The organism is Empedobacter falsenii (assembly GCF_013488205.1).
Classification (GTDB): Bacteria; Bacteroidota; Bacteroidia; order Flavobacteriales; family Weeksellaceae; genus Empedobacter; species Empedobacter falsenii_C.
In genome coordinates, this window is the sequence record NZ_CP040908.1 from 2,144,567 (window position 1) to 2,167,393 (window position 22,827).

Here is a 22,827-nt window from a genome sequence, read left to right on the forward strand (position 1 = left end):
AACATATTTGCATTAAGAAATGAAAAGACGAAATACACCAACCAAACAAGCGGTTATTGATTTGTTCAATTCGTGTACGACTGCATTAAATCAGGAACAAATTGAAACGCAATTGCAAGGAAAAATGGACAGAGCAACGATTTATCGTATTCTGAATAATTTTTGCGAAGACGGAATGATGCATAAAGTTGTGGGAGATGATGGCGTAAATTATTTTGCGATGTGCAAGACGTGTTGTGAGCATACACAGCATCACCACGATCATTTTCATTTTCGTTGCACGACTTGCAATCAACTTATTTGCTTGAAAGAAGAAATAAAAATTAATTTACCCGAAGGGTTTTCGATGCAAGATTGCAATTGCGTCATTACAGGAACTTGTCCAAATTGCCAAAAATAACAACAATGGATTTACAATGGTTTGTAAAATGGTTTAACTCGCCATATTATCATATTTTATACAAGAACAGAAGTCTTACAGAAGCGGAAGATTTTATTCAAAAAATCACGAATTATTTACAACTTCCGCAGCACGCAAAAGTGTTAGACTTGGCTTGTGGAAAGGGACGACACGCTATTACATTAAATAAATTAGGTTTTGATGTTTTAGGTATCGATTTATCTGAAGAAAGTATCAAGTACGCCAAACAATTTGAAAATGAATATTTAAAATTTGAAAAACATGATATGCGCGAGGTGTATCATCCAAACGAATTTGATGCAGTTTTCAATCTTTTTACAAGTTTTGGTTATTTTGAGAATTATGAAGATAATTTTAAAGTTTTTGAAGCTGTAAAACAACAAATCAAATCGCACGGAATCTTTGTTTTGGATTATCTGAATGCAGAAAAAGTAGTTTCGACAATGATTCCTTATGAAGAAAAACTGATTGATGGTATTTTATTCAAAATCACAAAATCTGTCGAAAATGGTTTTATCAAAAAAGAAATAGATTTCAGAGATAAAGGTGAAATATTTCATTTTGAAGAATTTGTTCGTTTAATTTATTTCAACGATTTCAAAAAAATATACGAAACAGAAGGTTTTATTTTAGATAAAGTATTTGGAAATTATAATCTTGATGCTTTTGATGAACAAACTTCTGACCGATTAATTTTAGTTTTAAACAAATGAAAGAAAGTTTAATCTTAATTTCAAGTGTGTTAATTGGAGTTTTATTTTCTCGAATATTACTCAAAAATAAACACAATTCAAAACTGCTACTAACCTTTAGTGGAGCGTATTTCTTGGCGATGACTGTCTTAGAAATTTTGCCTCAAGTCTATGGACATCCATCTGAAAATCATAATCATCATTCGATAGGATTGTTTGTTTTATTAGGTGTTGTTGTGCAATATATTTTAGAAACGATCAGTAAAGGCGTTGAGCACGGACATATTCATTTGCACAAAAAAGAGCAATTTCCTTTCGGAATTTTTGGTGGATTGTTTTTACATTCAATTATCGAAGGAATCCCTGTTGCAAATGCAGAATCTCACAATTTTATGTGGGCAATTTTTGTTCATAATATTCCAGTTTCGATGATTTTATTTAGCGCATTATGTCAACATACAGAATCTAACGCAAAACGTTTTCTGTTTATGACTTTGTTTGCATTAGCTGCTCCAATGGGATATTTCTTAGGAAAACATACGATTATTTCTAATTATTCTTTGGAAATGAGCGCAATTGTTTCGGGAATATTTTTACATATTTCAACCGTAATTTTGTTCGAAAGTAATGAAGGGCACAAATTTAATCTGAAAAAATTCGGTTCTATCTTAGTAGGGTTTATTCTCGCTTATCTCACCGTTTCTATGCATGTACATTCACATTAAAAATATAAAAGCAACTTATTAAAGTTGCTTTTTTTCATTTTAATCGTTTATATTTAGATAATTAACATCAAAATATGCGATTAATTATATTCTTCATTTTTCTAATAAGTATTATTAGTTGTAAAAATTCGTTTGATAAAGAAATAAAGGAACATTTACAAGGCGATTGGTCAAAAGAATTTTATGACAAAACAAATAATGACCCAAACGAATTACCATCAATCTTTTTCAATATAAATAACATATATAAATTCTCATCAGATACTATTTATGACTCGAATCATTTTTCAATTTATAATGAAAAAACAAATGATTTTGAATATTTGGGTTACAAGACTAACTTTAAAATTAAAAATTCTGTAGTTTCTTGGTATAATACTGCGAGTAAAAAAAATATTGAATTTGGTAAAGTTGAAAAATTATCAAAAGATACCATTTACTTTGCGCATTTTATGTTAGTTCGCGACAAAGTAAAGCAGCAATTCAACAATGTTTTTGATGCTATTATTGTTACAAGTAGTGGCTGTTATGGTTCTTGTCCAATATATAATTATAGGTTAGAATCTAATGGTGATATAATTTATGCTGGAGAAAAATTTACGCAAATAAACGGAGTTTATGCTGGACAAATTAATAAAGAATATTTCAATTATTTTAAAAACAAGTTAAATCAGATAGACCTTTATCAAACAGATGATCAATATTCAAATAATACAACTGATGGAAATTTTGAAGAAATTGTTTTTATAAAAAATAATAAAATCACTAAAAGAATTTCATTTTATATAAATGATGGTCCTCCAAAAGTGAAACAATTATTAGACATTTTGCGTGCTATGCATTATTATATTGAGGATAAAAAACCATATCATTATAAAGATTATTTTTCTATTATAAATCCATTTACAAATGCTAAAGAAGTTAATTTAGAAGAATTTAGAGATTACCAGTCATTTTATTTATGGACAGAATTAATGAAACATCCTTCAAAACCATTTCAGTTTAAACAAAAAACGTTCAAAATAAATAAATTTATATCTAAATTTTGGGATTCTAAGTATGAAGAAATTTCTCCTAAATCATTACAAACAATTGAAACAGATGGTCAACAATTTCAAATAAAATTTAAAGACTCTCCTATCCAATATTATGATTTAGGATATAATTTTTTAGAAAATAATGATTTAACATATAAATAAAAAAGAAGTTCAAAATTGAACTTCTTTTTTGTTTATTATAACATTTTTCGATGATCTAAAACTAAAATTTCTCCATTCGAAACAAATTTCCATTTTTGATCTTTCTTACATTCAGAATTTGGTGTTGCTGATTTAATATCAAATTCAACTTCTTTGTTTTTCATCAAAATTGAAGTATGATAATCGCATTCGCCAAGTTTTACATTGGTTGAAACATTATCATTTGCCAATAAATCCGTTTCTGGGATAGATTTTATTGCTTCATTTATAATATTCAAATCTAATTCATTGTAAATCAAATCAAAATTATCTGTGACTAAATTTGTCGATAATCGAAACGAATTTGCTTCAACATCTGTCCTAATCGCAGTATTTTTGGTATTCAAATCTAATTCTTCGATACGTTTTGGACAATCCAAATAATCTGGAATTTTTTGCGCTTGTTTACTTTGTAAATCTTTCTGAAAAGCTTTAAGTTCAGAAAATAATTGTTTTTTTTCGGGTGAAGCTTCTTTAAATTCTGTTGTTTCTGTTAATTCTTGTTGAGTAAGCTTTTTGATTTCAGGTTTATTTTCTGAACAATTAAATAAAAGAAATAAAGTAAAAAATGAGTAAAAATAATGTTTCATAAGCAAGAGTTTTTGGTCTTACAATTTTACGAAATATTATTCTCAATTTCAATTATTTAACGTCTGAATTTTAAATTTTATATAAATGATAAATTGAAAAACATTAATTAAGATTATTTATATTTTTCTAAATCCAAACCAAGAATATCTCCAACTTTAGAAAATTCTTCATTTATCTTAGCATTCAAAACGAGTTGTTCATTTGTCATTGGATGATTAAATACCAATTGATGCGCGTGAAGCATCATTCCTTTCAATCCAAAATTCTCCAACCACAATTTATTTTGCTTATTACAACCATGCGGACGACTTCCCAAAATTGGATGAAAAATATGACGAAAATGCTTGCGTAATTGATGCATACGACCAGTTTCGGGAATTGCTTCCACCAAACAATAACGTGAAGTCGGATGATTGTTATACTCTAAATCAATTTCGGCAATTTGCAAACGATGAAAATAGGTAATTGCATTTTGCTTTACACCATCATCATTCGTCAAATCATAATCTATCGTCATTTCTTCGGGAGCCCAACCACGCAAAATAGCCAAGTACTTTTTTTCGACTTCGCGTGTTGCAAATCGATCATTCATAATTTTTAAACTTTCTTTATCTAAAGCAAAAAGCAAAACTCCTGACGTTTTACGATCCAAACGATGAATAGGATAAACATGTTGCCCACCGATTTGATTACGTAATTCCTGAACTGCAAAAACAGACGCATCACGCGCATAAAAAGATTTGTGAACCAACAATCCGCTCGGTTTATTAATGGCAATAATATATTCGTCTTGATAAAGAATTTCTAACATTTGGCAAAAATAGAAAGTTATTTTCGGTTAGAAAATAGAACAGTCTTATATTTATTGTTTAATAAAATTGAATGAAAAAAGGATTGATTATTGGAAAAGGATGGTTAGGTTCAAGATTAGAAAAGTATTTAGAAAAGCAATTTTTGATTGAAACTACTAAACGAATTTCTGATGCAGAAAATTGTTTTTCAATCGATTTTGATCATTACAAATCTGAAAAAATTAAACACAATTATGATTTTGTTATTGTGACAATTCCATTTGGAAGAAGAAATAATTTAGACGATTTACAGAAAAGATTTCAGCATTTAATTGACTTTTTAGGAGATTATAATAATCAACTTATTCTGCTTAGTTCAACAGCAATTTATTCTGAAAATAATGAAATTATTTTTGAAAATCCAATTGAAACTATTCATTTAAATAATCCTTATTATTCAATTGAAAATCAATTAAAAGAAAAGTTCAATCAATTGATTATTTTACGCTTAGGTGGATTAATGGGAGACGATAGATTTCTTTCTAAATATATAGATTTATATAGTCAAAATCTATCTCAAATGGTGAATCATATACATTATCTAGATATTTGTCAAGTGATTGAGAACTTGTTTAATTCAAATAAAAATTCATCCATTTATAATGTTGTTGCACCAAAACATCCTACCAAAGAAGAAGTGTTAGAATATCAATTAAACAAGAAAATTATTTCCTCTACAAATCGAGAAGGAAAAATAATTTCAAGTCAAAAAATACAAGACGAATTTAATTATGAATTCATTTATCCAAACCCTATTTACTTTAAGGAAAACTAATTTCTTCGCTTTCGTTCTTTTGCTTTAAAAACAAAAAAGAAAATTATTATTGATAAAACGGAGATTAAAATAGTATCCCAATTTTTCTGAAAGAATTTTTTTAACGAATTTTCTTCGTTACTATTAGATGATGAATAAGATTTTAGCGATTTTGATTCCTCTATTCTTCTGTCAATTAACTCGTTTGAAAATCCGTATTGTTTAGCTATTTCATAAACTTCTTTTGCTTCCTTCTCTCCCAATAATAACAGAATATTACCATAATCAAATAATAGTTGAGCCATTATTTCATCTTTTGGCTGAATAAAGGAACGTCTTTCATTCAATTGAAAATAAAGCTGATTTTTTAGACTATTCAAATCTTCTTTACTTAATGTTGAAACTGGAAAATCTTCATTTCCAAAATCTCTGTTAATCAAGCTTTCACTTGATAATTGTAATTGTTTCAACTTAATTTTTAGAATATTTTGATGAATCCATTCTGATTTATTATGCGAATCTGGATTTAAAACCAAAGCTTTAGAAATCCATTTTAAAGCATTTTCATTATCACCAATCAGTTCATAAGCCGTTCCAATATTAGACGCAGTAGAATATCTGTTTGGATACTTTTTCTCGACTCCTAAATACAAATCTATCGCTTGTTGATATTTTCTTTGCAAAATCAGAATCAAACCTTTATCACTAAGTAAATCAGCGTCAGGTTTTATAGCAAACAAACTATCAATTTTCTTTAAATCATTATCCAAATTCTCTGTATAAAACGTGTGTCCATGCGGAATATTACCTTCTCTATCTTCATAAATATAAGAATCTGTAGAAAGTATTTTACTCTCTCCATTTAAACAAGCTAAAGAAAATGTAGAAGCAGTAATAGAAATCAGAACGAATAGACTTTTTAAATATTTCATTTTTTGGAATTAATGCTTAAAAATAACAAAAAAAGCTGCTCTTACGAACAGCTTTTTAGAATTTATCTTAAATCTATTGATTAAGCGTGAATTGGACGATTGTCTGTAGCAGCTAAAGCAGCTTCTTTGATCGCTTCTGAGAATGTTGGGTGAGCATGAGACATTCTTGTCAAATCCTCTGCAGATGCACGGAATTCCATTGCTACAACTCCTTCTGCAATTAAATCAGCAGCACGAGCACCAATAATATGCATTCCTAAGATTTCGTCTGTGTTTTTATCAGCTAAAATTTTAGCAAAACCGTCTGTATCCATAGATGCACGAGCACGTCCTAAAGCTTTGAAAGGGAAAGAACCAACTTTGTACTCTACTCCTTCTTCTTTTAATTGCTCTTCTGTTTTACCAACTCCTGCAACTTCTGGCCAAGTATAAACAACACCAGGAATTAAGTTATAGTTGATATGAGGTTTTTGACCTGCTAATTGCTCAGCAACTAAAACACCTTCTTCTTCTGCTTTATGTGCTAACATTGCACCAGCAACAACGTCACCAATCGCATAAATGTTAGAAACATTAGTTTGTAAGTGATCGTTTGTTTTGATACGACCTCTTTCGTCAACCTCTACTCCTACGTTTTCTAAACCTAAAGATCCAGTGAAAGCACGACGACCAACAGCTACTAAAGCGTAATCTCCGTTAATTTCGATTTCTTCTCCTTTTTTAGAAGTTGCTTTTAATGTAACATCATTTCCGTTATTTACAACAGAAGTTACACCAGTTGAAGTGTGGAATTTCATTCCTTGTTTTTTCAATACTTTTGTCAACTCTTTAGACAAAGCACCATCCATTCCTGGAATAACACGGTCTGCATATTCTACAACAGTTACTTGAGAACCCAAACGTAAGTAAACAGATCCTAACTCTAATCCGATAACACCACCACCGATAACGATTAAGTGTTTTGGAACTTCAGATAAAGCTAATGCTTCTGTAGAAGTGATGATACGAGTTTTATCTGTTGGTGCAAATGGTAATTCAGATGAAACTGATCCAGTTGCAATAATTGTATTTTTAGCTTCAATCTCTTGAGTAGAGCCATCTTTAGCTGTTACAACGATATGAGTTGCATCTTTAAAAGCACCAGTACCTTCTAAAACATCAATATTATTTTTACTCATCAAGTATTTGATACCAGCTACGTTAGTATCTACAACACCTGCTTTTCGAGCAATCATTTGAGTGAAGTTTACTTTTGGAGCATCGATTTCGATTCCGTGCTCTTTAAAGTGATTTACAGCATCGTAATAGTGGTGAGAAGAATCTAATAAAGCTTTTGATGGAATACATCCTACATTAAGACATGTACCTCCTAAACTTTCTTTCTCGATAATTGCTGTTTTAAATCCTAATTGCGCTGCGCGAATAGCTGCAACATATCCTCCAGGTCCAGCACCAATTACGGCTACATCATAAGAACTCATATAGTTTTATTTTGATTTATTATTATAATTAATTTAAACTCTACAAATATAACCAATATCGAATAGATTTTCGTTATAAAATTGTAATGAATTTTGTTAGGAAATTGGGAAAAGTATTGATACAATTATTATAGTTTTCAGTTCTTAATTTTTTTAAAAAAACTTATAAATTTTTCTATTCAATTAAAATCTCAATTTTCCCCTTGATGTTTCTATCAAAGAGATTTTTTTATAAAACAAAAACCTCAGACAAAATCTGAGGTTTATTAAACTTATTCTATTTGTTGAAACTCTTCCCAAAGTTCGTTTACTCTTTCTTGGTTAGGAATACCATCGCTACCAACTAACTTACATTTTGAATCGATATAATCTAAGAAATCATCATCTAATGAAGGTAATCTCAGACTCATACTACTATTTCTCATAGTAACTCCCGAAACATTTATTCCTTCTCTTATATAAATATTATCATTTTTAAAAAGCTTAATAAGACTATTATATGGATTAGAATAATCTTTAATTTTTATAAACTTTTCTTTTTGTTTGAAAAATTCCCAGTATATATATAAATAAACCAGTAATTTATTACCCTTCCACCTATTAGATTTTCATCAATTTTAAATTTATCTTTAAAATTGTTAAAAAAAACTTCAAAAGAAGTTAGCTCTTTTAAGAAATCCTCATTAACATCTTTAATAAGATTATTTTCTTGTAAATTTAGAGATGTCCCAAATGGTCTGTAATCAGTACCTAATAATTCTTTCCATTCTTTTAGGTGTGAAATATAATCTTTAAATAATAAAATACTAGAAACCTTATTTTCATTATTCAAATTAAATATATTCGAAGATTTTTTATATAAATCTTCAAAAATTAAATCTACATTTTTCATAATGCTAAGACATTTTAGTACCATTAAGTGGTGGCGTAAGTAAAAAATCTCTCCAACCAATCACGATTTCTTTGAAGTCTTGTGTTGGTATTGATATAGAATAAGTTTCTTCAGACCAAGCCCCAACAAATCGTACTTCATTTTGATAAATTAGGATAAGTACCGTTGTACTTCCTGACTCAATTTCACTATTTTGATTCGTAAGTGCTTCATCTATATCTGCTAATAATCCATGTTCATTACTATCAATATCTTCCGCTTTCCATTCATATAAAAGATTTGTTAATTGATCTATATTTGTCTCTGGAAATTTATCTATTTCTCCGTCTTCATCAACTCTATTTTGAAAATTGAGTTTATACTTTTCTATTAATTCTCTAATCATACTCCATATTTTTTAAATTAATTTATATTGTAAACTTAACTTTCAAAAAATTCTTTCCACGAAAGCAATATTTCTTTCCATTCTACTTTTGAAATAGATTCAACCAAAAAAGTTTCGTAAATCCCTCCAATTCTTTCATAAAACTATAGTTAACAATCAAATATACCAAAAAATAACAATCAATACCCATTATTGTAATAACTACAATTCTATAAATTATCTCCCACTTTCGCTCGTGTTTTCTTCCACCGTTCTTCGACGAGAATGCCGTTTTTCCGAAGATTCGTCGAACAATGGTCGAACGATGGTCGAACAAGCTAAAAATCGACCAAAAAGACGAATCTTATCTACCTATGATAAATAGAGGTTTAGCGAGGTTTTTATTTTACTACAATACTATTATTGAATAAAAAACAACCGGACAAAAGTGGACAAATGTGGACAGAAGCGGACAAATGCGGACACAAAATGGCGTTTTTGTAAATGATGTTGTTTCTATTGCTAACTTTATGAATATAACCAAAAAACCCTTCACTTTTCAGTGAAGGGTTTTTCATATATTCTAAATTCGTAAATCTAATTTCTAACTTATGTTTACCAGTTCATCAACACAGAACCCCATGTAAATCCAGCTCCAAAAGCAGTCATCATTACTAAGTCTCCTTTTTTGATTTTACCTTCTTGCTTTGCCTCACTCAATGCAATCGGAATAGAGGCTGCTGTTGTATTTCCATAACGCATAATGTTGTTGTAGACTTTCTCATCAGGTAATCCCAATTGTTTTTGTACAAATTGAGAAATACGCAAATTCGCTTGATGTGGAATAAATAAATCTAAATCTTCTGGCTTTTTATTTGCAGCCGATAAAGCTTCGATAATTGATTCAGGAAAACGAGTTACCGCATGTTTGAAAACATAGTTTCCATTCATATATGGATAAATTTCTTTTTTAGTTAAAGTGTTTCCTTCTTTCAATAATTCATCCGACCAACCTGTTTTTGTTCCTGGGAAAGTAACTGCTAATTCTTCAGCAAATTCTCCTTCAGAATGTAAATTCGTCGATAAAATTCCACGTCCTTCTTCTTCCGATGCCGAAACAATTACCGCTCCTGCTCCATCTCCAAAAATTACTGAAACACCACGACCTTCATCCGACATATCCAATCCGAATGAATGAACTTCTGCTCCAATCACCAAAATATTTTTGTAAACACCAGCCTTGATAAAAGCATCAGCAGTTGATAACGCATACACAAAACCAGAACATTGATTACGAATATCCATTGCCCCAATCGTACGACAACCTAACTCTTTTTGTACCAACACACCATTTCCAGGGAAATAGTAATCGGGAGATAAAGTAGCAAATAAGATAAAATCGATATCTTGAGCAGTGATTCCTGCATCTTCTAACGCATTTTTAGCCGCAATAACACCCAAATCTGTAGACGAAATCTTAGAACCTGGCTCGATATGTCTTCTTTCGACAATCCCTGTACGTTCCTGAATCCATTCGTCATTGGTGTCCATCACCTCAGCTAAATCAAAGTTTGTAACAACTCTTTCGGGAACATAATGCCCAACACCTGTAATAATAGAGTGTATCATGTGATTATGGTTTACTTTTCAATTGAAGCAAAGATATTAAATGATAAGCATTCTTTAAAACAAATGCGTCTTTTTGACAATAAATTATTTAGAAAATCTTGTTTTTAATATTCCGTTCATAATGATAGAAAGTACCATTACCCCTGTAGCAATGTAAAATATAGGATTCATATGTTCTGAATCTCCAAAAATAATACTTGCCAAAATGATGCCATAAACTGGTTCTAAATTTACGTTCAACATCAACGTAAAAGCACTTACATGTTTCAGCAAATCAACTGATTCTATTTGTGCAAAAGCTGTAAAAATAACACCAAGCAACGTCAACCACCCTAAGTTTGACCAACTTATATTTACAACTTCAGAAATAGCTTCTGGCTGAAAAAGAATCATTACCACCGAAAGTGCGATCACTCCACCAATCATTTCGTATAAAGTAACTTTAGTTGGTTTGATTGATTTTGGTAATCTCGAATTAAGAACTGCAAATAATGCCGATAAAAAACTACACAAAATACCGATAATAATTCCTAATTTATAATCTTCTGGCGATGCATTAAAAATAACAGCTACACAAGCAGAAACAATTATGGCAAGAATTATTTCGAGCAGATTAATTCTTCGCTTAAAAAAAATAGGTTCTAAAATCGCACTAAAAAGCGCGCCCATCGACAACGTACTCAACGCAATTGAAATATTAGAAAGTTTGATTGACAAATAAAATGTAAACCAATGTATTCCTACAATTCCACCAATAGCAAGTAATCTCAATAATTCGTTTTTGGTCACTTTGAAATCCATTTTTCTGAATTTCATATAGATAAAAACAGCAATTGCCCCAATAAGAACACGATACCAAACCATTGGCAACGCACTCATTGTGACTAATTTTCCGAAAACTCCTGTAAATCCCCAAAGAAGTACGAGAAACTGCAACCGAAGTTGAACTTTTGAAATCATTCTAAGCCTTTTTCGCAAAAGTAGAGTTTAATTCTATATTGCTAAAACGATTTAATTGATTTAATTGATTTAATCTGTAAATAATTTTGTATAAGTTCTAATGTTAAATTAACATCAAATAATTATTACTCAAACTTTAATTCTTATTCTTCGTTGTATTTTCGAAACTTCAAAATTAATCGATGGATTTTAGTATTTTTTTACAACCAGATGCATTAGTTGCATTATTTACATTAACAATGTTAGAAATCGTTTTAGGGATTGATAATATTGTTTTTATCTCTATTTTGTCAGGAAAATTACCTGCGCATCAACAAAAGAAAGCACAACAGCTTGGTTTATTTTTAGCCATGTTTACACGTGTAATCCTTTTATTCTCGTTAAGTTGGGTGATGAGTCTTACCACTCCTCTATTCAATATCGGCGAATGGATTGGCATTACTTCAACCGAATGGTTAGAAAAATTAGCTATCTCTGGTCGAGATTTGATTTTATTAATCGGAGGATTATTCTTGATTTATAAATCGACTGTAGAAATTCACCACAAAATAGAAGGTGTTGAAGAAACTGAAGGAAAAGTGAAAGTACATTCTTTTGCAGGAACTATTGTACAAATCTTAATTTTAGACATTGTTTTCTCATTAGATTCTGTGATTACAGCAGTTGGTATGGCAGAACATATCGAAGTTATGATTGCGGCTGTAATTATTGCTGTTGCAGTTATGATGCTTTCAGCAAGTGCGGTTTCTAAATTTGTGAACGATCATCCAACGGTTAAAATGTTGGCTTTATCATTCTTATTATTAATCGGTGTTTCGTTATTAGCAGAAGGATTTGATCAACACATTTCGAAAGGATACATCTATTTTGCAATGGGATTCTCTGTTTTAGTCGAATTCTTGAATTTGAAAATGAAGAAAAAGCATTCGAATCCAGGAATTGTCCGAAATATGGTTGGCGACGCAGAAGAACAAAACAAAAATTTATAACTAACTTTAAGGTCTCAATTATGAGACCTTTTTTATTTAAGAAAAAAATCAATGCAAAATATAAAACTAATCGTGACAGATATGGACGGAACTTTGTTGCGTTCTGATCATTCATTAAGTCCAGAATTCAATAAAATTTACGAAGAATTAAAAGAAAACAACATCACATTTGTACCTGCAAGTGGTCGTCAATACTATAGTATCATTTCATATTTTGAAAATATAAAAGATGAATTGGCAATTATTGCTGAAAACGGAACTTATGTTACCTACAAAGGTGAGGAAGTTTTTATTGACGAATTGGATTGGTCTGTTGTAAAAGAAATCGTAGAAGAAGTACGTAAAATAGAAGGTGCAAATATTGTTTTGGCTGGCAAAAATGCCGCTTATGTGGAATCGAAAGATGAAACTTTTTTAGAATATTTTAAAAATTATTACGATAAAAATATTTGGGTTGATGATTTAAATAAAATCGAAAATGAACAATTCATTAAAATTGCAGTAAATCATGCTGATGGAACAGAATTTAATGTATTTCCAAAATTAGTTGATTTTGAAAAATATGGATTAAAAGTTGTGGTTTCTGGCGAAGTTTGGTTAGATGTTATGAATAAAAAATCGAACAAAGGAGTTGCATTACAAGCTTTGATGAATAAATTGGATATTTCTTCTGAAGAAATCATTGTTTTTGGCGATTTTATGAATGATTTGGAGATGTTACACTTGGCAAAATATAGTTTTGCAATGGAAAATGCGCATCAAAATGTAAAAGAAGTAGCGAATTTTAAAGCGCCTTCTAATGATGAAGATGGTGTAATTCAAGTTATTAAGCAATATTTACAACAATTAAAAACCGTAAACACTTAATAATCTGACAAATAACATCAATCATTTAACATTTCAAATCAGATTAAATTATTAATTTCGCACAAAACCTAAACAATCAATGTTCACTATCAACAGACATCTAAAAAGCTTTCTTGCAATTGGAACTTTACTTTTTGTTTTTTCTTGTAAAAAGGCAAATAATCCAATTCAAAATCAAACAACAACTTCTTCTGAGCCAAAAGAAATTTTGCAGAATGATGTTGATTCTATTTATACAGTAAAAATTGACTCATCTACTTTGCAATTAGATACTATTGCAAAAGAAGAAAAGCAAAATCCTATTGATTCGACAAAACAATATGTCTACCTAACTTTTGATGATGGTCCATATAAAGGAAGCAAAAATATCAATAAAATATTAACCGAAGAAAATGTAAAAGGAACGGTTTTCTTAGTTGGTTTTAATGCTTTTACAAAAGATTTGAAACAACATGTAGAAGATTATAAAGCTAATCCAAATGTAGAAATTGCTAACCATACTTTTTCGCATGCTCGCAACAAATACAAAGCTTTTTACAGTGTTCCAGAAAATGTTTACGAAGATATTCGCAAAAATGAGGTGGTATTAGATATACATTCTCGTTGGGTGCGTTTGCCTGCGCGTAACACATGGCGTTTGAACAAACGTAAAAAAGACGATCCAGTAAAAAATGCAATTCCAGCAGCTGATTTATTGGCTAAAAATCAATATTATATTTACGGTTGGGATTATGAATGGGAAAGAAGTGGAAAAAAATCTGCAAATCATCAACTTTCTTCGCCTGAAAAAATATACGAAGGAATTGTACATCGTTTGGATCAAAATAAAACATTCGAAAAAAATCATTTGGTAATTTTAATGCACGATGATATGTTTAATGAAGATTATAATGCAGAAAAATTAAGACAATTAATTGTTTTATTGAAACGTAATCCGAAAATTGTAATCGAAGGAATTTCGGGATATCCAACCAGGATTAGCTAAATAAAATATTAAGATAAAAAAAATCCACTTCATCTGAAGTGGATTTTTTTATTAAATAAACTCTATCGTTGTTTCTATTTCGTGACCTTTTTCTAACACTTTGTGTACAGGACAAGAATTTGCAACTTTCAATAATCTTGTTTGTTGTTTCTCATCGAAATTGCCTTCTATGATAACATGACGTTGAAAAGTAATTGGCTCAGTTGTAATCATATCAAAATTGACTTCTACCTCAACTTTTTTGTAAGGAAATTCTTTGTGATTCATATACATTTGCAATGTAATCGACGTACAAGAAGCCAATGCAGCGCCCAATAATTCGCTTGGTTTTGCAGCCGTATCCAATCCTCCTTTGTCTATAGGTTCGTCTACATTAAATTCGTGTTTTCCAGCTTTAATATTCGAAATATAGTTTATATCTGTCGAAGTTGACGTTACATTAATATCACTCATTATCAATTTATTTATCGTTTTCTTTTACTTTAGATTTTTGTTGTGCTTGTGGAATTGGAACATAATCGTCGTCACCAGGAACTTTAGGAAAACGATGATTAATCCAATCTTCCTTCGCCGTTTCAATCGTTTCTCTTGAAGAACTTACAAAATTCCAAAAGATAAAATGTTCTTCTGGTAATTCTTCCCCTCCAAAAATATAAACGGTAGAACCAGCCGCAATTTCAAACTCACACAAAGTAGCTTCTTTCGCTACTAATAATTGTTTTGTTCCATACGTTTCTCCTCCATCTTTGATAGAACCTTCTAAGACATACAAAGCAGATTCTCCATACAAATCTTTTCCCAATGAAACTTTGAAATCATTTTTAGCTTTAATTTCAATAAAATATAAAGGAGAATAAACAGGTACGCCAGAAGTATGTTCACCAAACTTACCTGCAATCAATTTATAATCTGCATTATCGTCTGACCAATTTGGTAATTTATCTGCTTCAACGTGAACAAAACTTGGTTCCATATTTTCTAATTCTTTTGGCAAAGCCACCCAAATTTGTAATCCATGCAATGTTTTTTCAGTTGTACGTAAATATTCAGGAGTTCGCTCAGAATGCACAACACCTTTACCTGCAGTCATCCAATTCACAGCTCCAGGCTGAATTTCTAATTCAGTTCCCAAACTATCGCGATGCATAATCGCTCCTTCAAATAAATAAGTCAAAGTTGATAAACCAATATGTGGGTGCGGTCCAACATCAAGATTTTGATAATCTTTCATTTTTGTTGGTCCCATATGGTCGATAAATACAAATGGTCCGACATGTCTTTTTTGACGAAATGGTAATAACCTACCTACCAAAAAATTTCCTATATCAGCAGCTTTTTCTTCTAAAATTAATCCAACGTTAGACATAATTAGTTTAGTTTTTTAATTGATGTAAAATTAGTTTTAACTATTAATTTAAAACTTGATTTAAGTTAATAAATAAAAAAAGGCTAACCAAAAGGTTAGCCAATTATAACTTAATCTTAACGATTTCTAGTAATCGTAATTATTTTGTGTTTCTCCTCCAAAATTCCAAGCAATACCGAAACGTAATGTGTTTTCTAAAGCATTGTTTGTATCTGACATTGGAATTAAATAAGACGCATTAAATGCAAACGCATTGTATTTCAGTCCTAAACCTAATGTCAAATGTTGACGATCTCCTTTCATTGGACTTTCGTGAAAATAACCTGCACGAATAAATAAAGCATCATTATAAGAATACTCTGCACCTACAGAATACATAATTTCTTTTAACTCCTCTTTTCCTCCTCCAGGAGCATCTCCAAATGAACTAAAAATTCCAGACATTACTCCTTTATTAGGAATATATCCAGTTCCAGGAATTGGATTTCCATTTTCATCTTTCTCATATGTTGGAGTTGGAACTAATAATTTAGAAAATTCTGTTGTAATTCCTACTTTATTGTAATCATCAAATTTGAAATCATATCCAACACCTAAACGTAATGTTGTTGGTAAATATGATGCATTATCTTCTGAGTTTGAATAATCTAATTTTGGACCAATATTAGAGATTTGGAAACCTCCACGTAATTTTCCTTCAAAATTGTTGGTATCCATTGTTTCTGATTGATAATAACCTGCTAAATCAACTGCAAATGTATTTGCTGGCTGAACTGTACCATCGCTTACTCCATTGAATAAATCTGAACGAATGAAACGACCAGTTACCGCCATCGAGTAGTTATCCGTTAAACGTAAACCATATGATAAATCGATAGAGAATTCATTTGGTTTTGCTTTTCCCATCGAAACAATATCAGTTCCTTGTAATTGGTTAAGTTCTATTTCTCCCATATTGAAATAATAGATACTTGCTCCTAATGTACTACGCTCATCTTGTCCTAAGAAAGTGTAATAAGTTGCATTTAATAAGAAAACATCATTCACCAAAGATCCCATATATGGAGTATAAGTAAATGCTACTCCTGAATAATCTGGTGCAAAAGCATATTTTGCCGCATTCCAGTATTGTGAATAATTATCTGTTGATGTGGCTACACCTTGATCTCCTAAACCACCTGCACGTGCATCTGGAGAAATTCTTAAAAATGGAGCTCCAGTTAAAATTGGATTAGATTTTGTATAATCGTTCCCAGTATCATTTCCTCCTGTATCTTGAGCAAAAGTAAATCCTGATGCTAAAATCAATAAGCTTGCGGTAATTTTTTTCATTCGTGTTATATTGATTATATTTTATCTTTTTATTTATTATTTTAATATGACAAGTTTTTCAACTGCTGCGGCTGATCCTTTACAAACCGTATCATCAACACCTTTCACATTGACCTTGTAAATATAAACACCTTTTCCTATTTTATCGCCAAAATCGTCCAAACCATCCCATTCTATCGCATATTTACCTGTTCGATATCCTTCTCTAAAAGGTTCTGCCGAAACAGTTTTTCGGATTGTTTTGACCAATTTTCCTGAAATTGTAAATATCTGAACCATTACATCTAACTCAGAATCACAATTATGTTCAAAATGGAAAAACGTATTCTTAGTAAATGGATTTGGCCAGTTTAGCAATTTATCAATATGCAATTGTCCTGTTCCATTTTCCATTACTACAAAGTCTAACGTTGCAGTATTCGAATTATTGTTGATATCCCAAAATTTTAAATTCACAGTATGTTGACCAAGTTCAAGATTTTTCAATTGATACATTACTTGTCCTTTCTGGTAATCCTCGAAATTCTTATTGACACAAGGATTTGCATCACCTCCATCATAATATTCATTCAACACATAAGCATCTTGTACTTTTCCATCAAGTGTTGCTACAATATCGTGTCCAATACTTGATCCTGTTGCATTAATACCCGAATTATCAGTTAAACAACCCACCAAATAAGGCGAACGATCTGTAATTCCTCCATTCGCAAAATGAAGATTATTCATATATAACTTGCCCTGCGGACGTTCATCATCATTTAATCCTTCTTCATTAATTCCTTCAATCGTAATTGTTTTTAAAGTCGATGCATCTTTACCATCTTTCTCATCCCAAGCATAAAATTTTATTTTACGATTTCCTAGCTCGTAATTGATATCTTTCGGAACATAAAATTGAATCGTAAACTCACCTTTTTCAACTTTTCCTGTTCCTTTATAAATTGTTTTATTTTCTGTTTCGAAAGTTTTTCCAGCCCAATCAGACTCCGATAAAATGGTTTTCGTTTCAGGTTTTTCATACAAACTAATCGCAATTTTCCCATTGAAATTATTATCAATAGAAGTGTTAGATAATTGATTTACTTTACCTGTAATCGTTATAAAATCTAACGCTTGCATCTTACCACCTGCAAGGGCATCTACATCTTTTTTATTTTTGATACTTAATATTTCAATATCTTGTTGCGGACGATGAATTACTAACATCGGATCTCCAAGAATACTTACACTTTTGTTATTTGTATGTTTTGGAGAATAATTTAATTTTGCTTCATTAAGCGCTTTACCAATTGTTTGATTTTCTACACCAACCTTCTTAAAAAATTGTTCGATCAAAAAATTATTCATCGAATCTCCATAGCCTGTTCCAATCGGACGGTTAGTCGTAATCATAGATAACGCTCCACCATTTGCATTTTTCAACATTGCTTCACCAGCAGAATTATATTGCGGTAAATCCCAAATTGTAAAATCACAAGTAACAGTTGTGACGATAGGTAAACGTGAATAAGCTGCATTAAAATTGGATAAATTTGTTAATTCTTCAGCTGTTATAATTCGTTCTTGCGCCCAACTACGAGGACCACCATGACCATAATACATCAAGAAGTTTGAACCTAACTCGATTCCATTCAGAATTGCTTGATTTACGGTTGGATATCGAACACCAGCAGAAGTACTTTCGGGTTGATGAGCTCCCGAATATATCTTATTAATCGTATAAATTTGATTCTCAGGCTTAGAAAATTCTGTATCAATTTTGGCATTTAAACCTGGAGTATTTACATTATTGTCATTATCCGTAACTGCAACAATTTTTGTTCGCCAATCGCCATACGAAGTTCCTTTTCCTTGAACTTTACCATAATACGAAATTATTTTATCAACCAAAATCTTTGCCTCAGCAGAGTTAGAAGCAGAAATTCGTCCTACAGCTATTTCAAACCAATTGGCATCGTAACTATAAATTCCATCTACGCTATTCGATAACATTTTTACATTATCATTTAACATTGCAAAATAATCGTCGGTTGCAATCGCACCATCAATATTAAGAGAAGGTTCGTCTGTAAAAGTGGGAAGATAATTTGTAAAATCTTTTACTCTATTTTTCGGATCATAGGTTGTCGCTCCAAACAAAACACCATATTCTAAATTTGGACTTGACCCATCTTTTAAGAATTTAAAGAAATCACGAATAGCAATAGGATCTTGACTCCCAGAAGAAAAATCGTTGTAAACTTGTTCCGTTGTAACAACTGCAACATTTATTTTATCATGCTCTTTTCTAAAATTCGCCAGACGTGTAGCCTGATCCAAATATTTTGGATGTGTGACAATTATATAATTAATATCGGTTAAACTACGAATATCTTGATTTGTAACTTTCCCTACATATTTTGCATCTGTAAAAGCATTTTCATCCTTAAAAGCGACAAACTGATTCTGATGATTTGTACTAAATTTATACAAATTACTTTGCGGAACAATTGAAGAAATTGAATGAATATCAGAAACATTCCAAACAGAAACATTTGCAGCATTATTCAATGAAAAAGCATTCACACTTCCATCATTAATATCTTCTAAAAACTGAAAAGTAAATTGCTCATTGTTATAGGTTAAACCATCTTTGAAACGCAATTGTAAATAATCTAAATATACTAATCCAGAAGGATTGGTTCCGTTAGAAGAAACCGCAATATCAATTGTATTAGAACTTAATGAAATTGTTTCATCTTGAACACTTCTATCAAATAATGAGTCTCCTAAAGGATAAGTAAAAGTTTGTCCATTTACATTAAGACTATAAGATATAGTATTTGCATTTTTTCCAACCACCGCATAACGCAAATAGGCTTCTCCACCATTTACAGCATTCGCTTTGAATGTTTTCTTAAAACCATCTTTCAAGCCAATATTTTCTCCAACCCAAATTTGTCCAAGACCATTTAAGTTAATCGAATCTTTTTCATGAAATTGTAAATTATCAAAAGTAGAAAAAGTTTTTACAGGACTAGTCGTAATCGCTTGTTCTCCTACTCTTTTACCATCTTCACCATTAAAACTGATAAAATAGTAAGCAAAATCATCATATAAATTATAGCGAACTTTTGCATCTTTCAACGTTGTCGTATTATTTCTATACCACTGATGCGGACCTTTTGCATAAAACAAAACGTAATCCGAATTATCAAAGGAATTGTCTTCACCTCCAACAAATTTTATTGGAATTTCATTAAGAGCACCAATTCTATCTTCCGTTAAATTCTCCATCAAACGCCCTTCTCCATTTCCATAGATTTTTAGCGATTTTGGATTAAAATTGGTCGGAATTCCGTTTTTAGTAAAGAAACTTTTATCTAATTTGAAAACTCCATCTTTAGAAACTTTTATTTTGTACCAATCACCCGATTTTAGGACACTTGTAGTTGAATTATCAACTAATCGTTGATTAAGATTTCGTCTAGATTGAGTTGTTTTTGGAACGATTGAGAAAGATTCTATTTTTAAAATCTTATCATTTTGTTTGACAAATGGTACAACTTTAACAATTAGTTTTTGCTGACCATTTTTATCAATAATATTATATGAAGAAAAATTAATTTTATCTGTAATCGAAGACGTATTCAAATCAGCCAATTCATTCTGTACTTCTCTAAATTGTACATTTGACAATTCAACTTCTTGATTTGTAAAATTTAACTCAACAACAAATTCCGGAAGAAAATATCCTCCAACAAAATAATTATCTTTATTCGAAAAAAACGGCACGTTTACCGTATTTCCATTCGTTAAAGAAATTGTTTGATTATTCTCCCAATTTATTTTGTAATTTTGACTAAATAATTGAGGAAATTGAAGCAAAGTTGCAACTAAAATAAAATATTTCTTCATGTCTGAATAACGCTATTTTGACAAATATATTTTCAATCGTAAAATAAAAAAATAATTCTTACGTTTGATACAAGAAATAAAGCATTTTTTCGTTGTAAGATTAATGTCAAATGCTTTTATTTGCATTAAATTTAATTTTCGAAAACCAGAAATATTCTATGAAAATGAATAAAGGACGTATTTTTTCTCTTGCCCTTGCAGCTGTTACTATGAGTGTATTCATGGGTTGTGCAAGCAGTTCAGGAAAGAAAAAAGGAGGTGGAACAAAAAATTTCACAAGTCGTACAGGATGGAAACCAAACGATAGTAAAGGTTGGTTTTTTTCAGGTAAAAAGAAAGAAAACATCAAAGCATGGCCTGGAATGGTTTTCATCGAAGGTGGATCTTTTACGATGGGAATTACGAAAGATGACGTGTTACACGATTGGAATAATTCTCCTGTTCGTATGCAAGTAAAATCTTTCTTCATTGGTGAAACTGAGGTTACAAACTACGAATACAAAGAATACTTAACTTGGTTGAAAGTTGTTTTCCCTCCAGAAGACACGCAATACAAGGATATTTATAATGGAGCATTACCAGATGAAACGGTTTTTAACAATCAATTATCTCGTGATGATTTCTCTACAGAAAATTATTTATTTTCGCCAGAATTCAGCTATTATCCAGTAGTTGGTATTTCTTGGTTACAAGCCGTTAACTATTGTGATTGGTTAACAGACCGTGCTGTTGAAAAATCTTTAATGAACAAAGGAATCTTATCAAAAGATTATTATAATAACGAGGAATATAATTACGGAAATAAAACATTTAGTGCTGAACAATATAAGTTAGGCGATACAAATGTAAACGAAGCGATTGATTCGACTAAAATTATGAGAGCGAATCAAATCAAAACGCAAAATACACGTATCTTAAAAGCAAATCGTGCAACTGGTTCAGATGAAGTACAACCATTCCGTTTACCTACAGAAGCTGAGTGGGAATATGCAGCATTGGCTTTACCTGGAAATCGTGAATACAACGAATACAAAGGAAAAGATGTTGCTCAAAATAACTTGAGAGTAACGAAAGGTGCTCAAAGAGGTCAATATTTAGATAACTTCAAACAAGGACGTGGAGATTACTCTGGAATTGGTGGATTTGGTAACGATGGTTCTGCAATTACAAGTGATGTTCGTAAATATCCATCAAATGATTTTGGTCTTTACGGAATGTTAGGAAACGTTGCTGAATGGGTTTCTGATGTTTATCGTCCTATTATTGATGAAGAGGCAAACGATTTCAACTACTACCGTGGAAATATTTTAAAAACAAAAATTGACAACGGAGCAGGTGGTTTTGAAAAATATGACGAAACAAATGTTGAATATGATACATTAGACAACGGACGTTTAGTTTATAGAGGATTACCAGGTGCTTACAAAAAACAAACAGAATACGATTTAACAAATTATCGTGATGGTGACCCTAATTCTTCTTTATCACCACGTACTGAGGAAGGTAAATCTGCTGATCAAGCGACAGAAGATATGTACAACGCTCCTCAACGTAAATTTAGAGTGGATGAAAAAGGTCGTGTAATCTTAGAGAAAGACACTACAAATCGTACTTCTGACATCTCTGATGAAACACGTGTAGTAAAAGGTGGTTCTTGGAAAGATCCTATATATTGGATTGATGCTGGTCAAAGACGTTACTTACACCAAGCAAGTGCAACAAACTGGATTGGTTTCCGTGTAGCACAAGAATACTCTGGTAGTTTCGAATCAAAACGTAAACGTAGAGGATAATAATCCTTTTCAAAATATTTTAAATCTCGGTGATTAATTTCATCGAGATTTTTTATTTTTACATT

The 22,827-nt window shown here is 30.9% G+C and carries 22 protein-coding genes; 9 read left to right on the forward strand and 13 right to left on the reverse strand.

Translation table 11 applies throughout. The features are described from left to right. Positions 1-19: 19 nt before the first annotated feature. The 4 genes from FH779_RS09950 to FH779_RS09965 all read left to right on the forward strand — a co-directional run bounded on the left by FH779_RS09950 (position 20) and on the right by FH779_RS09965 (position 3,037). A complete protein-coding gene (locus FH779_RS09950) occupies positions 20-400 on the forward strand; it encodes a Fur family transcriptional regulator (RefSeq protein ID WP_115000737.1) in 381 nt (126 codons plus the stop codon). Positions 401-405: 5 nt separating this feature from the next. Further along, positions 406-1,134, forward strand: coding sequence for a class I SAM-dependent methyltransferase (locus FH779_RS09955; RefSeq protein ID WP_115002071.1), 729 nt, complete (start codon positions 406-408; stop codon positions 1,132-1,134). Continuing rightward, positions 1,131-1,838 (forward strand): ZIP family metal transporter, encoded by a 708-nt coding sequence (locus tag FH779_RS09960; protein WP_115000739.1) that lies wholly within the window; start codon positions 1,131-1,133, stop codon positions 1,836-1,838. Before FH779_RS09955 ends, FH779_RS09960 begins: the two co-directional genes overlap by 4 nt. A 74-nt stretch (positions 1,839-1,912) precedes the next feature. Further along, the gene (locus FH779_RS09965; protein WP_115000741.1) at positions 1,913-3,037 is read left to right on the forward strand and encodes a DUF6438 domain-containing protein; all 1,125 of its coding nucleotides are present in this window, start codon (positions 1,913-1,915) and stop codon (positions 3,035-3,037) included. Positions 3,038-3,072: 35 nt separating this feature from the next. Here FH779_RS09965 and FH779_RS09970 read toward each other — a convergent pair whose 3' ends face one another. Further along, entirely contained in the window at positions 3,073-3,666 is a 594-nt protein-coding gene (locus FH779_RS09970; protein ID WP_115000743.1) for a hypothetical protein, read from the reverse strand. A gap of 113 nt (positions 3,667-3,779) precedes the next feature. Then, the gene (locus FH779_RS09975) at positions 3,780-4,478 is read right to left on the reverse strand and encodes a pseudouridine synthase (RefSeq protein WP_180904559.1); all 699 of its coding nucleotides are present in this window, start codon (positions 4,476-4,478) and stop codon (positions 3,780-3,782) included. Positions 4,479-4,549: 71 nt separating this feature from the next. Here FH779_RS09975 and FH779_RS09980 point away from each other — a divergent pair, with 71 nt between their 5' ends. Then, positions 4,550-5,293, forward strand: a complete 744-nt coding sequence (locus tag FH779_RS09980; protein WP_180904560.1) for a Rossmann-fold NAD(P)-binding domain-containing protein — start codon at positions 4,550-4,552, stop codon at positions 5,291-5,293. Here the strand turns inward: FH779_RS09980 and FH779_RS09985 are convergent. From FH779_RS09985 to FH779_RS10015, 7 genes are all read right to left on the reverse strand, one after another. After that, positions 5,290-6,204, reverse strand: coding sequence for a tetratricopeptide repeat protein (locus FH779_RS09985; RefSeq protein ID WP_180904561.1), 915 nt, complete (start codon positions 6,202-6,204; stop codon positions 5,290-5,292). The genes FH779_RS09980 and FH779_RS09985 overlap by 4 nt on opposite strands. 80 nt (positions 6,205-6,284) lie before the next feature. Beyond that, positions 6,285-7,685 (reverse strand): dihydrolipoyl dehydrogenase, encoded by a 1,401-nt coding sequence (lpdA, locus tag FH779_RS09990; protein WP_115000751.1) that lies wholly within the window; start codon positions 7,683-7,685, stop codon positions 6,285-6,287. 272 nt (positions 7,686-7,957) lie between these two features. After that, on the reverse strand, positions 7,958-8,095 hold the full coding sequence (locus FH779_RS09995) for a hypothetical protein (protein WP_180904562.1): 138 nt from the start codon (positions 8,093-8,095) through the stop codon (positions 7,958-7,960). A 113-nt stretch (positions 8,096-8,208) separates the two neighbouring features. Further along, the gene (locus FH779_RS10000; RefSeq protein WP_147280003.1) at positions 8,209-8,577 is read right to left on the reverse strand and encodes a hypothetical protein; all 369 of its coding nucleotides are present in this window, start codon (positions 8,575-8,577) and stop codon (positions 8,209-8,211) included. Between the two features lie 4 nt (positions 8,578-8,581). Then, positions 8,582-8,962, reverse strand: a complete 381-nt coding sequence (locus FH779_RS10005; protein WP_115000754.1) for a hypothetical protein — start codon at positions 8,960-8,962, stop codon at positions 8,582-8,584. Between the two features lie 594 nt (positions 8,963-9,556). Then, complete coding sequence (locus FH779_RS10010; RefSeq protein ID WP_038331461.1) at positions 9,557-10,570, reverse strand: beta-ketoacyl-ACP synthase III; 1,014 nt, start codon at positions 10,568-10,570, stop codon at positions 9,557-9,559. Positions 10,571-10,654: 84 nt separating this feature from the next. Beyond that, positions 10,655-11,530 (reverse strand): DMT family transporter, encoded by an 876-nt coding sequence (locus FH779_RS10015; protein ID WP_180904563.1) that lies wholly within the window; start codon positions 11,528-11,530, stop codon positions 10,655-10,657. 182 nt (positions 11,531-11,712) lie between these two features. On the opposite strand from FH779_RS10015, the gene FH779_RS10020 reads away from it, so the two are divergent. The 3 genes from FH779_RS10020 (at position 11,713) to FH779_RS10030 (ending at position 14,371) form a co-directional block, all read left to right on the forward strand. After that, positions 11,713-12,519, forward strand: a complete 807-nt coding sequence (locus tag FH779_RS10020; RefSeq protein WP_038331456.1) for a TerC family protein — start codon at positions 11,713-11,715, stop codon at positions 12,517-12,519. 51 nt (positions 12,520-12,570) lie between these two features. Further along, complete coding sequence (locus FH779_RS10025) at positions 12,571-13,386, forward strand: HAD family hydrolase (protein WP_180904564.1); 816 nt, start codon at positions 12,571-12,573, stop codon at positions 13,384-13,386. Positions 13,387-13,465: 79 nt separating this feature from the next. Next, a complete protein-coding gene (locus tag FH779_RS10030) occupies positions 13,466-14,371 on the forward strand; it encodes a polysaccharide deacetylase family protein (RefSeq protein ID WP_180904565.1) in 906 nt (301 codons plus the stop codon). A 51-nt stretch (positions 14,372-14,422) separates the two neighbouring features. Here the strand turns inward: FH779_RS10030 and FH779_RS10035 are convergent, their stop codons facing one another. The 4 genes from FH779_RS10035 to porU form a co-directional block, all read right to left on the reverse strand. Next, complete coding sequence (locus tag FH779_RS10035; RefSeq protein ID WP_180904566.1) at positions 14,423-14,824, reverse strand: OsmC family protein; 402 nt, start codon at positions 14,822-14,824, stop codon at positions 14,423-14,425. Between the two features lie 7 nt (positions 14,825-14,831). Continuing rightward, entirely contained in the window at positions 14,832-15,737 is a 906-nt protein-coding gene (locus FH779_RS10040; protein WP_180904567.1) for a pirin family protein, read from the reverse strand. 126 nt (positions 15,738-15,863) lie between these two features. Further along, a complete protein-coding gene (porV, locus tag FH779_RS10045; RefSeq protein ID WP_038331444.1) occupies positions 15,864-17,069 on the reverse strand; it encodes a type IX secretion system outer membrane channel protein PorV in 1,206 nt (401 codons plus the stop codon). A 36-nt stretch (positions 17,070-17,105) separates the two neighbouring features. Further along, positions 17,106-20,969: a type IX secretion system sortase PorU gene (porU, locus tag FH779_RS10050; protein WP_180904568.1), complete on the reverse strand. Its 3,864-nt coding sequence runs from the start codon at positions 20,967-20,969 to the stop codon at positions 17,106-17,108. 158 nt (positions 20,970-21,127) lie between these two features. On the opposite strand from porU, the gene gldJ reads away from it, so the two are divergent. Further along, positions 21,128-22,762: a gliding motility lipoprotein GldJ gene (gene gldJ / locus FH779_RS10055; protein ID WP_449505516.1), complete on the forward strand. Its 1,635-nt coding sequence runs from the start codon at positions 21,128-21,130 to the stop codon at positions 22,760-22,762. The last annotated feature ends 65 nt before the right edge of the window (positions 22,763-22,827 follow it).

Bases quoted from the DNA above. Each gene is read 5' to 3' on its own strand.
- porU (WP_180904568.1), bottom strand. From the start codon at position 20,969: ATGAAGAAATATTTTATTTTAGTTGCAACTTTGCTTCAATTTCCTCAA.
- FH779_RS10025 (WP_180904564.1), top strand. From the start codon at position 12,571: ATGCAAAATATAAAACTAATCGTGACAGATATGGACGGAACTTTGTTG.
- FH779_RS09955 (WP_115002071.1), top strand. From the start codon at position 406: ATGGATTTACAATGGTTTGTAAAATGGTTTAACTCGCCATATTATCAT.
- gldJ (WP_449505516.1), top strand. From the start codon at position 21,128: ATGAAAATGAATAAAGGACGTATTTTTTCTCTTGCCCTTGCAGCTGTT.
- FH779_RS10010 (WP_038331461.1), bottom strand. From the start codon at position 10,570: ATGATACACTCTATTATTACAGGTGTTGGGCATTATGTTCCCGAAAGA.
- FH779_RS09995 (WP_180904562.1), bottom strand. From the start codon at position 8,095: ATGAGTCTGAGATTACCTTCATTAGATGATGATTTCTTAGATTATATC.
- FH779_RS10020 (WP_038331456.1), top strand. From the start codon at position 11,713: ATGGATTTTAGTATTTTTTTACAACCAGATGCATTAGTTGCATTATTT.
- FH779_RS09970 (WP_115000743.1), bottom strand. From the start codon at position 3,666: ATGAAACATTATTTTTACTCATTTTTTACTTTATTTCTTTTATTTAAT.
- porV (WP_038331444.1), bottom strand. From the start codon at position 17,069: ATGAAAAAAATTACCGCAAGCTTATTGATTTTAGCATCAGGATTTACT.
- FH779_RS10035 (WP_180904566.1), bottom strand. From the start codon at position 14,824: ATGAGTGATATTAATGTAACGTCAACTTCGACAGATATAAACTATATT.
- FH779_RS09985 (WP_180904561.1), bottom strand. From the start codon at position 6,204: ATGAAATATTTAAAAAGTCTATTCGTTCTGATTTCTATTACTGCTTCT.
- FH779_RS09975 (WP_180904559.1), bottom strand. From the start codon at position 4,478: ATGTTAGAAATTCTTTATCAAGACGAATATATTATTGCCATTAATAAA.
- FH779_RS10015 (WP_180904563.1), bottom strand. From the start codon at position 11,530: ATGATTTCAAAAGTTCAACTTCGGTTGCAGTTTCTCGTACTTCTTTGG.
- FH779_RS09980 (WP_180904560.1), top strand. From the start codon at position 4,550: ATGAAAAAAGGATTGATTATTGGAAAAGGATGGTTAGGTTCAAGATTA.
- FH779_RS09960 (WP_115000739.1), top strand. From the start codon at position 1,131: ATGAAAGAAAGTTTAATCTTAATTTCAAGTGTGTTAATTGGAGTTTTA.
- FH779_RS09950 (WP_115000737.1), top strand. From the start codon at position 20: ATGAAAAGACGAAATACACCAACCAAACAAGCGGTTATTGATTTGTTC.
- lpdA (WP_115000751.1), bottom strand. From the start codon at position 7,685: ATGAGTTCTTATGATGTAGCCGTAATTGGTGCTGGACCTGGAGGATAT.
- FH779_RS09965 (WP_115000741.1), top strand. From the start codon at position 1,913: ATGCGATTAATTATATTCTTCATTTTTCTAATAAGTATTATTAGTTGT.
- FH779_RS10005 (WP_115000754.1), bottom strand. From the start codon at position 8,962: ATGATTAGAGAATTAATAGAAAAGTATAAACTCAATTTTCAAAATAGA.
- FH779_RS10000 (WP_147280003.1), bottom strand. From the start codon at position 8,577: ATGAAAAATGTAGATTTAATTTTTGAAGATTTATATAAAAAATCTTCG.
- FH779_RS10040 (WP_180904567.1), bottom strand. From the start codon at position 15,737: ATGTCTAACGTTGGATTAATTTTAGAAGAAAAAGCTGCTGATATAGGA.
- FH779_RS10030 (WP_180904565.1), top strand. From the start codon at position 13,466: ATGTTCACTATCAACAGACATCTAAAAAGCTTTCTTGCAATTGGAACT.